This window comes from Orrella sp. 11846 (genome assembly GCF_048820935.1).
Lineage (GTDB): Bacteria > Pseudomonadota > Gammaproteobacteria > Burkholderiales > Burkholderiaceae_B > Algicoccus.
Window position 1 is genome coordinate 78,540 of record NZ_JBMERD010000004.1, and the last position, 17,123, is coordinate 95,662.

Annotated in this window: 16 protein-coding genes; 6 read left to right on the plus strand and 10 right to left on the minus strand. The window is 51.6% G+C overall.

What is annotated here, in order from left to right:
* Window positions 1-20: 20 nt before the first annotated feature.
* A complete protein-coding gene (locus tag ACOI06_RS04590; RefSeq protein ID WP_420661341.1) occupies window positions 21-935 on the minus strand; it encodes an SDR family NAD(P)-dependent oxidoreductase in 915 nt (304 codons plus the stop codon).
* A gap of 269 nt (window positions 936-1,204) precedes the next feature.
* Between ACOI06_RS04590 and ACOI06_RS04595 the strand changes: the two genes are divergently transcribed.
* Genes ACOI06_RS04595 through ACOI06_RS04610 form a run of 4 tightly spaced genes read left to right on the plus strand, consistent with a single transcriptional unit; the run spans window position 1,205 to window position 5,606 of the window.
* The gene (locus tag ACOI06_RS04595; RefSeq protein WP_420661342.1) at window positions 1,205-2,395 is read left to right on the plus strand and encodes an acyl-CoA dehydrogenase family protein; all 1,191 of its coding nucleotides are present in this window, start codon (window positions 1,205-1,207) and stop codon (window positions 2,393-2,395) included.
* A 59-nt stretch (window positions 2,396-2,454) separates the two neighbouring features.
* Window positions 2,455-3,573 carry an acyl-CoA dehydrogenase family protein gene (locus ACOI06_RS04600; RefSeq protein WP_420661343.1) on the plus strand — a complete coding sequence of 373 codons (1,119 nt, stop codon included), beginning with the start codon at window positions 2,455-2,457 and terminating at the stop codon, window positions 3,571-3,573.
* Window positions 3,574-3,585: 12 nt separating this feature from the next.
* Window positions 3,586-4,416: an FAS1-like dehydratase domain-containing protein gene (locus ACOI06_RS04605; protein ID WP_420661344.1), complete on the plus strand. Its 831-nt coding sequence runs from the start codon at window positions 3,586-3,588 to the stop codon at window positions 4,414-4,416.
* Entirely contained in the window at window positions 4,413-5,606 is a 1,194-nt protein-coding gene (locus ACOI06_RS04610; RefSeq protein ID WP_420661345.1) for a CaiB/BaiF CoA transferase family protein, read from the plus strand. Before ACOI06_RS04605 ends, ACOI06_RS04610 begins: the two co-directional genes overlap by 4 nt.
* Before the next feature lie 67 nt (window positions 5,607-5,673).
* Here ACOI06_RS04610 and folK read toward each other — a convergent pair whose 3' ends face one another.
* Genes folK through ACOI06_RS04630 form a run of 4 tightly spaced genes read right to left on the minus strand, consistent with a single transcriptional unit; the run spans window position 5,674 to window position 8,944 of the window.
* The gene (gene folK / locus ACOI06_RS04615; protein WP_420661346.1) at window positions 5,674-6,186 is read right to left on the minus strand and encodes a 2-amino-4-hydroxy-6-hydroxymethyldihydropteridine diphosphokinase; all 513 of its coding nucleotides are present in this window, start codon (window positions 6,184-6,186) and stop codon (window positions 5,674-5,676) included.
* Window positions 6,187-6,201: 15 nt separating this feature from the next.
* Complete coding sequence (gene pcnB / locus ACOI06_RS04620; protein ID WP_420661347.1) at window positions 6,202-7,548, minus strand: polynucleotide adenylyltransferase PcnB; 1,347 nt, start codon at window positions 7,546-7,548, stop codon at window positions 6,202-6,204.
* Window positions 7,548-8,246: an HAD family hydrolase gene (locus ACOI06_RS04625; protein WP_420661473.1), complete on the minus strand. Its 699-nt coding sequence runs from the start codon at window positions 8,244-8,246 to the stop codon at window positions 7,548-7,550. The genes pcnB and ACOI06_RS04625 overlap by 1 nt, the downstream gene beginning before the upstream one ends.
* A gap of 8 nt (window positions 8,247-8,254) precedes the next feature.
* On the minus strand, window positions 8,255-8,944 hold the full coding sequence (locus ACOI06_RS04630) for an HdaA/DnaA family protein (protein WP_420661348.1): 690 nt from the start codon (window positions 8,942-8,944) through the stop codon (window positions 8,255-8,257).
* 63 nt (window positions 8,945-9,007) lie between these two features.
* Here ACOI06_RS04630 and purM point away from each other — a divergent pair, with 63 nt between their 5' ends.
* Window positions 9,008-10,060, plus strand: coding sequence for a phosphoribosylformylglycinamidine cyclo-ligase (gene purM, locus ACOI06_RS04635; protein WP_420661474.1), 1,053 nt, complete (start codon window positions 9,008-9,010; stop codon window positions 10,058-10,060).
* 103 nt (window positions 10,061-10,163) lie between these two features.
* Here purM and miaA read toward each other — a convergent pair whose 3' ends face one another.
* The 5 genes from miaA to ACOI06_RS04660 form a co-directional block, all read right to left on the minus strand.
* Complete coding sequence (gene miaA, locus ACOI06_RS04640; protein ID WP_420661349.1) at window positions 10,164-11,147, minus strand: tRNA (adenosine(37)-N6)-dimethylallyltransferase MiaA; 984 nt, start codon at window positions 11,145-11,147, stop codon at window positions 10,164-10,166.
* Window positions 11,144-13,135: a DNA mismatch repair endonuclease MutL gene (gene mutL, locus ACOI06_RS04645; protein ID WP_420661350.1), complete on the minus strand. Its 1,992-nt coding sequence runs from the start codon at window positions 13,133-13,135 to the stop codon at window positions 11,144-11,146. The genes miaA and mutL overlap by 4 nt, the downstream gene beginning before the upstream one ends.
* A 127-nt stretch (window positions 13,136-13,262) precedes the next feature.
* The gene (locus tag ACOI06_RS04650) at window positions 13,263-14,654 is read right to left on the minus strand and encodes an N-acetylmuramoyl-L-alanine amidase (protein ID WP_420661351.1); all 1,392 of its coding nucleotides are present in this window, start codon (window positions 14,652-14,654) and stop codon (window positions 13,263-13,265) included.
* Entirely contained in the window at window positions 14,630-15,133 is a 504-nt protein-coding gene (gene tsaE, locus ACOI06_RS04655) for a tRNA (adenosine(37)-N6)-threonylcarbamoyltransferase complex ATPase subunit type 1 TsaE (protein WP_420661352.1), read from the minus strand. The genes ACOI06_RS04650 and tsaE overlap by 25 nt, the downstream gene beginning before the upstream one ends.
* A gap of 49 nt (window positions 15,134-15,182) precedes the next feature.
* Window positions 15,183-16,076, minus strand: coding sequence for an AEC family transporter (locus tag ACOI06_RS04660; RefSeq protein WP_420661353.1), 894 nt, complete (start codon window positions 16,074-16,076; stop codon window positions 15,183-15,185).
* Between the two features lie 68 nt (window positions 16,077-16,144).
* On the opposite strand from ACOI06_RS04660, the gene xerD reads away from it, so the two are divergent.
* Complete coding sequence (gene xerD / locus ACOI06_RS04665) at window positions 16,145-17,071, plus strand: site-specific tyrosine recombinase XerD (protein WP_420661475.1); 927 nt, start codon at window positions 16,145-16,147, stop codon at window positions 17,069-17,071.
* Window positions 17,072-17,123 lie beyond the last annotated feature (52 nt).

Here is a 17,123-nt window from a genome sequence, read left to right on the forward strand (position 1 = left end):
CCATCAGTTCTATACAGTAATTAGATCGGATCCCAGTTGATCGCTTCAGGTGAGCGCTCCATAGGCACAAAGTGGTGCTGGAGTGCTGGTGCCGCGATTTCTGCGATGGACTCGGGTGTCCAGCCGTCGCTCATGTGGACCGAACGGATTGGACGTGGCTGGCTAAAGAGCATGATTTCATTGGCGCGTACACCAAAGATCTGTGCGCTAATGCCTTTGGCGGCATCGCTGGCCAGGAACACAACCATCGGAGCCACTTTAGCGGCTTCCATTTTCTGCATTTTAGCAACACGGGCTTTTTCTTCCGGTGTGTTGGCTGGAATGGAGCTTGTCATGCGGCTCCAAGCAAAAGGTGCAATGCAGTTTGAGCGAACGTTGTAGCGACCCATGTCCAGAGCGATGGACTTGGACAAAGCGACAATGCCGAGCTTGGCAGCTGAATAGTTGGCTTGGCCAAAGTTACCAATCAAACCCGATGTGGACGTCATGTGCACAAATGCGCCAGACTCTTGTTCACGGAAATGGTTGGCAGCTGCACGGCTCACGAAGTAGGTGCCGTTCAGGTGAACGTCGAGCACCTGGCTCCATTCTTCATCGCTCATTTTGTGGAACATGCGGTCACGCAAGTTACCAGCATTGTTCACAACGGCATCAATGCGACCGAAGTGATCCATGGCGGTTTCGATAATGCCGTTTGCGCTGGCACGTGTTGCAACGCTGTCGGTGTTTGGAACAGCGATACCGCCAGCGGCTTTAATCTCGTCGGCGACTTTTTGTGCAGGTGCGGATTCGAGGCCTTCACCGGACAGGGCAGCACCGATGTCATTGACGACAACTTTGGCGCCTGCAGCACCCATGGCTAAAGCGATGTCGCGACCAATACCGCCACCGGAGCCGGTGACAACGACAACTTTTCCTTCCATTAAACCACTCATGTTTTTATCTCCATTCAAAATGTGTTGCAAAGTCAGGTAGTTTGTTATGGTAACTATTAAAACAACAATTGAAGTTTTAATTTGGATTAATTTCGATTTTTAACGAAATGATCCCTCATTAGAATAAGTGGCATAGCTCCTAAGTGGGTTTTGCACTTTTGAAGAGAGCCTACACATAAGGCAAGCGCAAAATGCTTTAAGGTGTGGTTTGATAGTTATTTGTTTAGAATTTTTTAAAACATATCGAGAGTCAATCGAGAGAGGACGCTATGGATTTGTCTTGGAGTGAAGAGGAAATTGCATTTCGCAGTGAAGTGCGAGAATTTACAGAGAAAAATCTGCCCGCGGATATCCGTGAAAAGCAGATGCGCCACCAGCGCCTCTCAAAAGATGATTATGTGCGCTGGCACCGTATTCTAGCCGAGCACGGCTGGGGTGCACCCACCTGGACCAAGGAGTATGGCGGTACTGGTTGGACGCCTTTACAACGCCTGATCTTTGAAATTGAAACCTTTAAAGCCGGTGCGCCTCGCCTGTTGTCGTTTGGTCTGAGCATGATTGGACCGGTGTTGATGAAGTTTGGCTCACAAAAACAAAAAGACTACTACCTGCCCCGCATCATTACGATGGATGACTGGTGGTGTCAGGGCTATTCTGAACCAGGCTCTGGCTCAGATTTGGCTTCTCTGAAAACACGTGCAGAGCGTGTTGGTGACAAATACATCATCAATGGTCAGAAAACCTGGACCACATTGGCTCATCACGCAGACCACATGTTTTGTTTGACACGGACAGACTCCTCAGTCAAAGCGCAACGTGGAATCTCCATGATTCTGATCGATATGCGCCAGCCTGGTGTGAGTGTGCGTCCAATTAAAACGCTGGATGGTGGTGCCGAGGTCAACGAGGTTTGGCTCGAAAACGTGGAAGCACCTGTTGAAAACTTGGTCGGTGAAGAAAACCAAGGCTGGACATACGCCAAGTATCTGTTGGGCCATGAACGCACGGGAATTGCCGGTATCGGTCATTGCCACCGCGAACTCATGATTCTGAAGAACATGGCCAAACGTGCCATGGATGGTGGCAGTTCAATGGCACAAAATAGCCGTATGCTCGACAAAATCAATGCAGTTGAGTCTCGTGTCATGGCACTTGAAATGTTGTTGTTGCGTGTGGCAGCAGATAGCACCGCAGGTCCTGGCCCCCAGGCTTCGATTCTGAAGATTCGTGGCTCTGAGTTGCAGCAGGAATTGGCACGCTTGCAGTTTGAAGTGGCCGCCATGGAATCTTGGGCCTACGATCCAGACTGGATGCGCGCAGAAAACGACTTCCATGGCCCTGGCGACGAATGGGATATCGGTGGTAGCGCCACGTACTTCGATATGCGTAAGACGACGATTTACGGTGGAACGACTGAAGTGCAGAAAAGCATTATTGCGAAGCACATCATCGGTGTCTAAGCCCAGTGCTAGATGACTAAACGAATTTGTTGACAGACTGCAGAACAACAGGAAGAGATATGGATTTTGCCTATTCAGATGAACAAAGCATGCTGACAGACAGCTTGCGCAGAATGATGACGGATAACTGGTCGTTTGAACAACGTCGCCGTCGTTTTGCCGAAGGAAAACTGGATCGCCAAGCGTGGGCGCATCTTGTCGAATTGGGTGTCACTGGTTTATTGGTGCCAGAAGCTTATGGTGGCTTCGGTGAGAGTACCGCCACGATGTTGGCTGTACATCAAGAACTGGGTTACGGTTTGGTCAGTGAGCCGGTGATTACGGGGGCTGTGATGGCTGTCGTGATGTTGGCCGCCAGTGAGAACACAGAGGCCAAAGAGAAGTGGCTGCCAGCCATTGCAGAAGGTGAAGCCATTGTGGCCGTGGGTTGGCAAGAGGCCGGTCAGCGCTATGACACGCAAGCAGTGACGACACAAGCTTCTGAACGTGATGGCGGTTTTGTATTGAAAGGTGCCAAACGCAATATTTGGCATGGTGCAGCTTCAAATGCCGTGATCGTCAATGCCGAGTTAAACGGTGAGCAAGCAGTCTTTATCGTACCGACAGATGCTGCTGGTGTGAGCATAGATGATTTCCCAACCATGGATTTGTCTCGTACAGCCAATATGACATTTGCTGATGTGGCACTTCCCGCACAAGCTCTGCTGGCACGCGGTGCAGCCGCGCAAGACATGGTGGCGTTGGGTATGGATTATGCAATGACTGCATTGTGCGCGCATGCCGCGGGCGCCATGAAACGGCTCATTGAAATCACCACGGAATACCTAAAAACGCGTAACCAGTTTGGTCAGCCACTGATGAACTTCCAAGCGTTGCAGTTTGATGTCGTTGACATGCTGATTCAGCAGGAAATGGCGGTTTCTCACGCGTATGTGTGTGCACTGTCCTTGACCGATGATCCTGCCGATTTGCGTGCAAAACGCGTGGCGATGGCAAAAAATGAAGTCGCAGCTGGCGCCCAGTTTGTGGGTGAAAAAGCGGTCCAACTGCATGGCGGAATGGGCATGACAGATGAACTTGAGGTGGGTGACTTCTTCAAGCGTTTGGGTTTTGTGGAGTTCCAGTTTGGTGATTCTAAATATCACCAGGAACGTATCCAGAAAATGGGTTTGAATTAAGAGGGAAGAACTATGAGTGACGTCCAGTTACAAAACTGGATCGGTAAATCACAGAGAATTGAAGATGCGATGGATCTGGGCCATGCGGCCCGGATCAGCTCCACTCTGGGATTGCCGGCGCCAGCGCAAGGTGAGCCTTTGCCTGTGTTGTGGCATTGGTGCTATTTCTTGGAGGCCGCACCAATGCAAGCGTTGGGTACGGATGGCCACCCAGCCCGAGGTGGTTTTTTGCCACCAGCGGATAACCGCAATCGGATGTGGGCTGGCGGTCGGGTAACGTTTGAAGGTGATTTACTGGCCGGTGTGCCGGCTGCACGCACATCGACCGTGTCGAAAATTGTTGAAAAACAAGGTAAGACAGGTGCATTGTTGTTTGTGACCGTCACGCACGAAGTTGAACAGAGCGGTAAGCGCGTGATCTTGGAAGAGCAAGATATTGTCTACCGTGCACCGACACCACCCAAACTGGTTGGTACAGAGCCTGCGCCCGAAGCGCAGTGGAGCGATACGGTAGATCCCACAACCACGTTGCTGTTCCGCTACTCAGCGATCACGTTTAACACGCATCGGATCCATTACGATGAGCCTTATGTGACGCAAGAAGAAGGTTATCCGGGTTTGGTTGTGCATGGACCCATGATTGCCACGCGTATGGTTCAGGCTTTTAGACAAGCCAACCCCGATGCCCGCTTAGAGCATTTGTCCTATCGCGGATTGCGTCCATTGATTGCGCCGCGTGAGTTCTTTGTGCAAGGTCGGATTGAAGAACCAGGTGTGGCTCGTTTGTGGGCTGCACAGGATGACACACTTGCGCATCAAGCAGAGTTGAGGTTTGCGCCATGAGTCAGACACAAGTAAGACCTTTGGACGGCATTACCGTCGTCAGTTTAGAGCACGCGATCGCCGCACCGTTTTGTACGCGTCAGTTAGCTGACATGGGTGCGAGGGTGATTAAAGTTGAACGTCCTGAAGTGGGTGACTTTGCGCGCGCCTATGACGAACGTGTGCGCGGTATGGCCTCCCATTTTGTGTGGACCAATCGCTCCAAAGAAAGCTTGACCTTGAATCTCAAGGATGAGCAGGCCATGGCTGCACTTGTGGATTTGCTAGAACAGGCTGATGTGCTGGTTCAGAATCTGGCGCCTGGTGCGGCAGCTCGCATGGGTTTGTCTTATGAGGCACTCAAAGAGAAGTTTCCAAAACTGATTGTTTGCGACATTACCGGCTATGGTATTGGTGGCCCATACGAGACGAAGAAAGCCTACGATTTGCTGATTCAAAGCGAAAGCGGCTTTGTTTCTGTCACGGGTTCACCGGAAGCAGGTGCCAAAGCAGGTTGCTCGATTGCGGATATCGCAGCAGGTATGTACGCTTATTCTGGGATTTTGAATGCCTTATTGTTGCGTCAGAAAACTGGGCGCGGCAGTCAGGTGGATGTGTCCATGCTCGAGAGTATGGTTGAGTGGATGAACTTTCCGTTGTACTACGCATTTGAAGGGGCAGAGCCACCACCGCGCGCAGGGGCTGCGCACGCAACGATCTTCCCATATGGACCATTTCCGGTTGGCGATGGTTCCACGGTGATGTTGGGCCTGCAAAATGAGCGCGAATGGCGTGTGTTCTGTGACAAAGTTCTGAGTAAGCCAGAGTTGGCAGATGATGCCGATTATGACCTGAACTCTAAGCGTATTGCCAATCGAGATGCTTTAACCGCGCTGATTACGCAAGCGTTTGCAGATTTGACGATGGATCAGGTGGTGGAACGCCTCGAGGATGCACAGATTGCGAACGCCCGTGTCAATGAGATGAAAGATGTCTGGGCACATCCGCAATTGAAAGCCCGTGATCGCTGGCGTGAAATTCCAAGCCCAGTCGGTCAGCTACCATCACTCTTGCCACCCGGTATTAACAGCGAGTTCGTTCCGAGAATGGATGCGGTGCCTGCTTTAGGTGAGCATACCGACAGTATTCTCAAAGAACTTGGCCGTGATCAAACAGCTGTGGATACCATGCGTAAGAACGGCGCAATCTAAAGACAGAAGCTTGTTCGGCGCTTGAAATGAGATTTGGCGCAGTCCGATTGGGCTGTGCCAAATTTTTTTATATTGTGCTGGGAATCTTTTCACAAACCTGATCTTGGCAAAGGCTTAGCCAATGCTGGGCGGTTTGTTGCTGAACGATGAAATCTGGCCCCAAAAGCTCAATCAAAGGTTTTAGAACAAAAGCCCGTTGATGCAGTCGAGGATGCGGCAAAATCAGCTCGGTTGCGTCTGATTGCAGATGCTCGTGCCAGAGCAAGTCAATGTCTAACGTGCGGGGCGCATTGCGTACACTGCGCTGGCGACCAAAAGCATGTTCGATGGCTTGCGTGCGCTGTAAGAGTTCTGAAGGCCTCAAAGTTGTCCGAATCAAGACCGCGGTATTGACGTAATGAGGGCCTGGCGCATCGACTGGCGCGCTTTGGTAGAGTGATGCGCTTTGGATCAGTGTGATCCCGGCCTCTTGCGCAATTTGCTTGACAGCATCCACCAGAGTTTGCGCAGGATCGCCCAGATTCGCACCCAGTCCTAGGAGCACCAGAGAGTCAAGATTGGTGTGCTGTACGGTCTTCATAAGCAGGGGGAATAATTAGTCTGAGGTTGGGGTCGCGGCTGGTTTTCTGCGCCGCGGTCTACGTCTACGTTTAATCGAGTGAGAAGGCTGCGTGTCTCTAAGCGCATCGATCATCTCTTTTCTCATGGAGATCGGTGCATCGGCCAAATCCATCCACCATTGCGCAAGCACACTATCGAACTCATCACTGGCGGCACGCATTTGCAGAAAGTCGACTGCCGCCCGAAATCGTGGCTGCTCTGTGAGTGCAAAGATGCGTTTTGGGATACGTCGTTCAAAGCGTGGTTGCATAAACCAAATTTCACGCATGTCAGAGCTGATCCGACGTTGAATGGCGAGCGTTTCGCCTTGTTCATTGAGCACATCATCAGCTGCTGCAATCAGTGCCGGAATGCTGTGCTCACCCGCTTGAAAACGTCGCTGCCAACGTTTGTTTACTTGTGGCCAAAGCAAAGCAGCATACAAGAAGCTTGGGCTGACTGATTTGCCGGTACGGACCCGTTTGTCGGTGCGCTCAAGTGCTAACTCGATGAAGTGCAAACCCTCTGGGTCTTCAAGCACCACGTCCAGCAATGGCAATAAACCGCTGTGCAGTCCGTTTTCACGTAAGGCTTTTAGGCAATCCATGGCGTGCCCGCACGTGAGAAGCTTGTACATCTCATCAAAGACGCGAGCTGCTGGGACGTTTTCAATGAGGGCGGCTAATTTAGGAATAGGTGCTTGGGTGGCTGGTTCAATGTCTGCACGTAATTTGACCGCAAAACGTACGGCACGCAGCATGCGGACCGGATCTTCACGATAGCGGGTCTCAGGGTCGCCAATCATGCGAATTTGGCGATCATGGAGATCTTTGACCCCTTGATGAAAATCAACAACGATTTCTGTGATGGGATCGTAATAAAGCGCATTGATCGTTAAGTCACGCCGTGCTGCATCCTGCTCATGGGTGCCAAAGACGTTGTCGCGTAGAATGCGACCGTGATCATCGGTCGGTGAGCCATCTTCAGCGGGCGCCCGAAATGTCGATGTTTCGATAACCTCAGAGCCAAAGACAACATGCACCAAGCGGAAACGGCGCCCAATAATGCGAGCGCGACGAAATAAAGGCCGCACTTGTTCGGGGGTTGCGCTTGTGGCCACATCAAAATCGGTGGGTTCAATGCCGATGAGTAAATCTCGAACCGCACCACCCACGACATAGGCTTCATAGCCAGCCTTTTGCAAAACCTCACAAACTTTGATCGCGTGGCGACTTACCAGCCTGCGATCAATCTGGTGGACATCGCGTGCCAGTCGGATGGATGGTTTGGCCGGTTGTTTAATCAGGCGTTTAACGAAGCCTTTGAGGGTTCTGGTGATCATCAGGATTTCTGGTCTGCCTGTTCGTGAAACAGATCAAGGATGGTCCATTGGCGCTCTTGGGCAATTTTTCTCAAGCTGTCACTGGGGTTGGTTGCAATCGGGTTTGAGACGACTTCCATTAAAGGCAAGTCATTGACAGAATCGCTGTAAAAGTAAACGGTCTCGTAATCGGACATTTGACGCCCTAGGCCTTCAAGCCATGCATTGACACGTGTAATTTTACCTGCCTGAAAGCTGGGAATGCCTTCGATTTTGCCAGTGTAACGACCTTGCACATACTGAGGGTCGGTGGCAATCAGATGCTGAATGCCAAACGCTCGGGCGATGGGGGCGGTTACAAAGGTGTTGGTCGCAGTCACAATCGCGCAAAGGTCACCAGCCTCTTGGTGAGCATGGACAAGGTTCACAGCCTGTTCCGTGATCGCGGGCCACACCACTTCGCGCATAAACTCATCGTGAAAGCGAGCGAGCTCGACAGGGCTGTGGGCGGCCAATAGGCCCAACATAAATTCAGCGGCTTCTTGAGCAGTTAGAACCCCTTCGTTGTACTGATGCATGAGCTCATCGTTTCGAGCGCGTGCCTGTTCAGGGTCGCCGGCACGTCCTGTTCGAGCTAAGAAATCGGCCCATTGATAGTCACTATCCATGGGGAGTAAGGTGTGATCGAGATCAAATAATGCAAGGCGTGATGCAGTCATAGGTGTGGTCATGAGTTGTTGATGTTTCTTTCAGCAAGCATGGTTTTGAGTAAAGGCAATGTCACGGGCCGGTGTGTGATGAGTGAATATTCATCCAATGCACTGATGCAGTCAAAGAGCACCCGAATGTCGCGTGAACCATGCGTGAGTAGCCAATTTAAAATTTCTTCTTTGATGGGCACGTGGCGCGCATCTGCGTAGCTTTTTAAAGCCGTCCGTTTATCTGTGTCAGACAATGGCAGCAATCGGTAGACAGCACCCCAGCCTAATCGTGTTCTCAGGTCTTCACGACATTCCATTTGTAAAGGTGCCACGAGACCTGAAACGACAAGGCTAAATGCCTGAGGCCCGGTGCCCCGTTCACGCCACAGATTGTACAGGCGAAAAACTGTATTTAAGACCGCAGGCTGTGCCAGATGAATGTCATCAATCGCCAGTGCGTGCGGCACACTTTCTTCTTCGGCGAGCTGATGCAGGGTGTCAGCATCACGCACCGAGTGTAAATATGCCCCGTTTTGTTCACGGGCGTAGGCTTGTAACAGGTGTGAGCGACCACACCCGTTTTGTCCCCAGACGTACAGTGTTTCGCCGGGTTTAAGGGCGCGAGCAGCCGCAATGGCGGCGGCATTGTCACCGATTATAAGGTTGCCAAACGAAGCTTCTGGCGCGGAATCGAGTTCTATGAGCAGTTGTTTCATCAGTCAGCGTAAAATGGCGGACAGCGACGTAAATATCGTCATTGTCACATAACCACGGTTACTATCATGTCTGATTCCCAAAAAAACCTGACTTATCGAGATGCTGGCGTCGATATTGACGCTGGCGAAGCCTTAGTCGACCGCATTAAACCCTTGGCTGCCCGCACCCTTCGTGAAGGTGTGCTCTCTGGCATTGGCGGCTTTGGCGGCCTGTTTGAAATCCCCGCTCGTTACAAAACGCCCGTCCTAGTTTCAGGTACGGATGGTGTTGGCACTAAATTACGTCTGGCTTTTGAATGGAACCGTCACGATACCGTGGGTATTGATCTGGTGGCCATGAGCGTAAACGATATTTTGGTCCAAGGTGCTGAACCACTCTTTTTTCTAGATTATTTTGCTTGCGGCAAACTCGATGTCGATGTCGCCGCGCAAGTTGTCGGTGGCATTGCCAAAGGCTGCGAACTCTCCGGTTGCGCATTGCTTGGCGGTGAAACGGCTGAAATGCCGGGTATGTATCCCGATGGGGAATATGACCTGGCAGGCTTTGCTGTGGGTGTGGTTGAAAAATCGGCTTTGATCGATGGTCGTGAAGCGGTTCAGCCCGGAGACGTATTGCTGGGTCTGGCTTCGAGTGGTGCGCACTCCAACGGATATTCGTTGCTGCGTAAGGTGTTGGAATACACCGGTGCAAAACCAGAAGAGACATTTAATGGGCAGTTGTTGGGTGATGTTGTGATGGCACCCACACGTCTGTATGTTAAGCCTGTGCTGGCTGCTTTATCCCAGTTTGGACCAGCGATTAAAGGCCTTGCGCACATCACAGGCGGTGGCTTACTAGAAAACGTCCCCCGTATCTTGCGCGCTGGTTTGCAAGCACAAATTGCATCAAGTGCTTGGGCCATGCCAGCTCTGTTTGAGTGGCTGCAACGTGAAGGTCGCATTGATTCCCAAGAAATGTATCGCGTGTTTAACTGCGGTATTGGCATGGTGCTGGCAGTGGCTGCCGACCAAGCTGAGGCGATTAAACAGTTTTTGACAGAGCAAGGTGAAACTGTTTATGTCCTGGGTGATATCAAAACTGCCGATGAAGATGCGAGCCGAACGGTTGTCGCTTAAACAACTGACGGCAGTCATCTAAGTCACGACTGTATAAAATGTTGTGCAAAACGCCATCAACCCTGGTTTAGATCAGGGTCGATGGCGTTGCCGTGTGTGATGTTCAGTTTTGAGTGTGTTTAGACAGATCGCTTTGTAAGGCTTGTAGAATTTCCTGATGAGCGTTTGATGGATCTAGACAGTCTACTGCCATGCGCTCTGGCATGGATCGCAGCCAAGTCATTTGCCGTTTAGCAAGTTGGCGCGTGGCAATAATGGCTTTTTCTCTGGCGCTTTTGAGATCCTCTTCGCCTGTGATGACGGGCCACATTTGCCGATAGCCTACGCAGCGAATAGATGGCAGTTCTGGGCTGAGATCACCTCGTTGGTAGAGTGCTTGGACTTCGTCTAATAACCCTTGTTCAAGCATCTCATCAAAACGCATTTCAATGCGGTGATGTAGTTTTTGTCGTTCAGAAGGTTCCAGACTGATCAGACGTAGTGGAATTGCTGGTCTGGGCGTGGTTTGCGACTGCAGCCAAACCGATAATGGCTTGCCAGTCATTTGATAGACTTCGAGTGCGCGGCCAATGCGTTGTTTGTCAGCGGGCGCTAAACGAGCGGCGGTGTCCGGATCGACTTGTACTAGTTTTTGATGCATGGCTGGCCAGCCAATTTGCAGGGCTTGGGCTTCGATCTGCATGCGAACTGCTGGGTCTGCGCTCGGAAGCTCGGCCAGTCCGTGCATGAGCGTGTGGTAGTACATCATCGTGCCACCGACCAGAATAGGGAGGTGGTCTCTTGCTTGAATTTCTGCAATGAGTCGGGTTGCGTCATCATAAAAGCGTGCCACAGAGTAGGCTTGGGCAGGATCCACGATGTCTAGCAAATGGTGCTTGAGTCGTGATCTTTCTTCGGCATCCGGTTTGGCTGTCCCGATGTCCATTCCCTGATAGATGGTTGCAGAATCGACGTTGATAAACTCGGCCGGCAAGATGTCTGCAATTTTTGTGCAAAGCGCACTTTTACCAGCTGCGGTGGGGCCTGCGATACACCAAACCGGTGTGTCGCTGATGAGAGCGGGTGTATTGTGTTCGAGGCGTGTCATTGGCCGCGTAAAAATAAACGATCTAGGTCTGCGATCTTCCAGGAAACCCAAGTGGGGCGACCGTGATTACAGAGATCCGCACGATCGGTTTGTTCCATTTGACGCAGAAGCGCATTCATTTCTGGAAGTGTTAGTGTGCGATTGGCACGTATCGCGCCATGGCAGGCCATGGTTGCGAGCAATTCATTGCGTTGCTCGGTCAATAATGCGGTGATGCCAATCTCTTGGATATCCTCCAAGATGCCGTGTACGAGAGACTCCATGTCACCACCAATCAAAAGCGCTGGCACAGAGCGTAAAGTCAATGACTGCGGGCCAGATGGCGCAAGCTCAAAACCCATCTGCAGCAGGGATTCTTGGGCATTTTGAGCGGTTGCCACTTTGATCTCACTAGCGCGAATGACTAAGGGGACCAGCAGATCCTGTCGGCTGACCGTGTTTTGTGTCAAAGCTTGTTTCATCCGCTCGTAGAGAACACGTTCGTGAGCGGCGTGCATATCGACCAGAATCAACCCGTCTTGAGTTTGTGAAAGGATGTAAATGCCATGGAGTTGCGCAATTGCATTGCCCAATGGCCAATGAGTCTCTTCTTTGGGTGCGGATGATGCGGACTGTGAGGCCGCTGTTGCGGACGTATCATGGCGTGCCGGCGGTATGGTGGCAGTGGACGAGGTTGTTGCTGAATCCGTCGGTGAGGTTGTCGATGAAGTCGGGGATTCAGGCGTAAGTGGTGCATGGGCTGCTTTCCAGGCTTGTGCCAGGCTCGGATCCCAGCTGGGCTCATCGCGTAACGCGAGTCGAGGTTGGAATTGTTGCCCGGACTGATTCGGTCTGTAACCTGCCTGTCGACCCCAGGTTTGTGATGTTTGAGATTGGGTAGACGCGTGGGCCGGGTGGGAAGTGACTTCCGATGATGAACTTTGCTGTGTTTGGGGTTCATCTCCATCCCCAGAACCAGCTGACTCAACTTTATCGAAATGGCTTTGTGACGCTGTGCTTTGGGCAAGTGTGTTAACAAGCGCTTTGTGGATGAGCTGATGCACAGCGCCACTGTCGCGAAACCGCACTTCACTTTTAGCAGGGTGAACGTTGACATCGACCAGACTGGGTTCAATCGTCAGAAACAGCACATAAGCCGGTTGACGATCACCATGTAAAACATCAGCGTACGCACTGCGGATGGCGTGTGAAACTGTCCGATCACGCACGTGACGCCCATTCACAAAGAAGTATTGCCGATCAGCACGGGCTCGAGCAGAAGCAGGTTTGGCGATGGCACCGACGAGTTGTGCTAACGGTGTGCCTGTGTTGACAGATAAACATTCTTTCGCAAAGTCTTCACCCAGCACGTCCTGAATGCGTCCAAGGAGCGAGTTGCTTTTCCAGTGCTTGTAGGGTCGATTATTGTGAAATACCCGAAACCCCACTTCTGGGTGAGACAGTGCAATGCGTGTGAGGGTTTCCATGCAATGTGCAAGTTCGGTTGTTTCGGTGCGTAAGAATTTGCGCCGTGCAGGCACCTCATCGAATAAATTGCGCACATCCACACAAGTGCCAGTGCTGCCGGATGCAGGTGACAATTGCCCGTGCTCATCAATTTGCCAAGCGTGAGGGGCGTCTTGTGTTCTAGAAATCAGGGTGAGTGACGACACAGAGGCAATCGAAGCCAATGCTTCACCCCGAAAACCCATCGATAGCACATGTTCAAGGTCACTGAGATTGCGAATCTTACTGGTGGCATGACGTGTCAAGGCAAGTGCCAGTTCGTCTGCTGCAATGCCAGTGCCGTCATCAATGACTGCGATGCGCCGAATACCACCGCCGTCCAGACGTACGTCAATGGCTTGCGCTTGCGCATCCAGTGCGTTTTCTAGCAACTCTTTGAGAACTGAAGCGGGGCGTTCAACCACTTCGCCCGCTGCAATTTGGCTGATTAAACGATCATCCAGCAGTGCGATTTGGGCAGTGTTTGGGGTGTTTGCAGTCATGACAATCAGAAATAAGGCCGTTCATTAATGAATTTATCGTCCATTGTAGGACGAGGTGAGCCAATATGCTGATTGCGTGAGGAGGGCTTGCGCAGTTCGGTTCTGCGCAAGCTGATTGGGGCGATGATTACTTGGCCAAAGCCAAATGGGGGTTGGCACGATAAAAGCTGCTGATGCCCTGATGAATAGCCGAAGCAAAGCGATCTTGATGTTTCGGATCACGCAACAACTTTTCTTCTTTCGGATTGCTGATAAAAGCTGTCTCAACCAATACCGAAGGAATGTCAGGTGCTTTGAGTACCGCAAAACCGGCTTGCTCAACATTTGGTTTGTGGAGTCGGTAGACGGTTTCGAGATTCGCAAGCAAGGAGCGACCGACTTTTTTAGAGTCTTTGATCTGTGCGGCTGTCGACATGTTCAACAAAACCTGTGCAACGCTTTTGTTGGTGGCGCCCAGATTAATACCACCAATCAGATCGGCTGCGTTCTCTTTCTTGGCGAGCCAACTTGCGGCCGTGCTTGAGGCACCTCGATCAGACAGCACGTAGACGGAACTGCCACCTGCCGTGGGACGTACAAATGCATCGGCATGCACGGACACAAAAAGATCCGCTTTCACTCGACGGGCTTTGTCGACACGCACGTGTAAGGGCACAAAGTAGTCACCATCTCGGGTGAGGTAAGCACGCATGCCAGGGGTGGCATCAATCCGAGATTTCAGTCGTTTGGCAATGGCGAGCACGACGTCTTTTTCACGGGTGCCACCCTTACCGATTGCGCCCGGATCCTCGCCACCGTGACCAGGGTCGATGGCAATCGTCAGGATGCGTTTCTGACCACTGCGTGCAGGTGCTGCTCTAGGCGCACTGGCTTGCTGCACGGGTGCTTTTGGTGTCACTTTGGGTGTGGTTTTTGGTGAGGCTGCAGACGGTGTGGTGGGTGCCGTGGCGATTTGTGTGTTGTTTTGTCCAAGGCTTTCAATGATCTTGGCGAGCGGGTCTTCACCTTCCAGTTTGTCGGGGGAACTCTGCAGAAGTGCCAATATCGGATCTTGAGCAACCGTGGGGTACAGGTCTAGAACCAGACGATACTGGTAGTCACCAATCGGTTTCAGGGTAAAGACCTGTGGTGCAATTTGCTGCTTAAGATCCAAGACCATGCGCACAACATCGGGACGGTTCTGCCCGACGCGAATTGCTTTGATGTACGGATCGTTCGGTCGAACATCGCGCACGAGCTTTTCTAGCGCGGCGTTCATGTTTAAGCCTTGAATATCCACGACCATCCGGTGTGGATTGTCGAGCGTGAAATGCTCCGCTTTGAGTTCGCTGTCGAGCTCAAGCGTGACGCGTGTGTATTCTTCTGCGGGCCAGGTTCGCACAGCCAACACGCTTGCAGCATGCGCCATGCGTGGAATCACGGGTAAGCACAGGAAAGCGCTCGCTGCTTGCAGCAACCGCCGACGGCTGATCATGCCAGCCTTTTGTGTGTGGGTCAGGTTTCCAGTTTTTTCAGCCATTTTGTCCCTCGCGATGTCTGGGCCTCCAGCAGAGCGGTCCTGCCATGACCATGGTCCGTCAGTTCCACGACCAAGTCGGGTACGGGGAGAGCCGCGCCAGCTTTCAGAGGCCATTCAATTAATACAATTGAATCTGGCTGGTAAATATCTCTGAGTCCAGCGTCCGCCCATTCTCTTGGGTCGCTAAATCTATAAAAATCAAGATGATAAAAGTTTAATCTAGAATCATTATAGACTTCCATGAGGGCGAATGTGGGGCTTTTTATACGGCCCGTGATGCCGCAAGCCCGCAAAAAGGCACGTGCGAAGGTGGTTTTTCCAGCGCCGAGATCGCCACTCAAATGGATGACGGCAGCAGCAGTTTGTCCTTGTGGGGGTTGAAGTTGGATGTCTTTTAGGATAAGTGCGCAGAGTCTCTGGGCGAGGCTTTCTGTCTCGCTTTCGTCGGGCAATTCGTGTAGATACTGATGTGTTGTCATTGCGCAACAGTCCGTGAAATGTTGTCAGAAATATATCAAAATCTGCAACTTACAAAAGAAAGTTCATCCAAATTGGAATCGTAATTGCGCTTAGTATAGTGCCCGCTGAAATGATTAAACTGACAACTTGACCATCCCCACTCATGCGGACTGCGAGGACGTAGGCTGTGGTCGCACAAGGTAATGTGCCAAAGAGAACCAGCATTTGAAGATCAAGTGGTGGAAATTTCATTAGTAAGCCCAGTCCCAGAGCAACCAGCGGCATGATCAGCAAACGAATAAACAACATGCTCGAGATGAGGAGCTCTTTGCCACGACTGGCTTGCCAGTTCAGGCTTGGGCCAATGCACAAAATACCTAGAGCAATCGAGGTGGTGCCCAATCGTCCCAGCGTGTTGCTCAGCGCATCTGGTAACTGAAAGCCTGCGAGGTTGCCACAGAGCCCGGCGACTGTGGCCAATAAAAGCGGGTTGCGCATGAGCGCCATCAGGATATTGGTCTTTTGTTCGCGCGCAAGTGCGTAGACGGCTAGCATGTTGCCCACCGGCACCGACAGTCCCACATATAAGGCCATCAGAGAAACACCCTCGGGTCCTGCCAAGGCTTGCGCAATGGCCAGACCCAGATAGGTATTAAACCGAAAAGCTGTTTGAATACTGGAAGCCAATGCTCTGCTCGGTGCGCGAATGATGCGTCCAACGATGGCTGCCAGTATGTAGCCCGCAAAACTCAACGAGGTCGTGGCAATGGCAATTTCTCCCGCAGTCGCTGGTGTGATCGGCGCTTTGAGAATGGAGTGCAGTAACAGGGCAGGAAAAAGCACGTAATAAATGAGTTTTTCCAGACCGGTAAACAGTTCGCGTGTAAACCCAAAAAATCGATACAGAGACCAACCGAGTGCGATCAGTAAAAAATCAGGAAGAATGAGCCAGGTGATGGACATGAGGCGGGCAGGAGGGATCGACAGAAAAGTATTTTAAAACCCAGCGTAGACTGGTATTGTGAGCAATGATGCCATTGTTTGGGGGTTCTGTGCGAGGTTCTGTTTCTATACCTGAAATCGTGGGGCGGTTTGTTGAAGCGTTGTGGCTAGAAGATGGTTTGTCCGACAATACGATTGATGCCTATCGTCGTGATTTGGTGCAGTTTTCTCAATGGCTTCAACAAACGCATCAAAAAACACTCACACAAGCTCAACAGATTCATGTGCATGAATGGATGGCACAAGCTCATGCCCACACAAGCGCAAGTACGGCAAATCGACGGCTGGCGAGTTTGCGTCGATTCTTTCTGTGGACGCGTCGTCAGGGTTTGATGCAAGAAGATCCGTGTCTGAATGTCATGCCGGCAAGGCAAGGGCAGCGGATTCCCTCAACCCTCACCGAACAACAAGTGCAAGACTTGTTAGATGCGCCTGTAGTTGAGACGGCATATGGCTTGCGTGATAAAGCCATGCTTGAAGTCTTGTATGCCAGTGGGCTGCGCGTGACGGAATTGGTGAGTCTGAGTGTTCTGGATGTGAGTATCAACGACGGCGTGGTGCGCGTTGTACACGGCAAAGGGGCCAAAGAGCGCCTTGTGCCGCTCGGTGAGCAGGCACTGGACTGGATTGAGCAGTATTTGCGGGATTCCAGACCGATTCTGAGTGTAGGCCATCGCACGAATGATTTGTTTCTGAGCTCACGTGGAAAAGCCATGACCCGTCAAGCGTTTTGGCAGTTGGTGCGCAAGTACGCACTCAAAGCCGATATTCAGGCGCCTTTGTCACCGCATGTTTTACGTCATGCATTTGCAACGCATTTGCTCAATCACGGGGCGGATTTGAGGGTAGTGCAGCTTTTATTAGGGCATGCGGATATTTCCACCACGCAAATTTATACCCATGTGGCCCGTGAGCGTCTCAAACAGCTCCATGCGCGACATCATCCGAGAGCTTAAAATGCGATTTTGTGTTGTGAAGGTTTTGTCCTTGTTAAACTGTCGCGTTCTT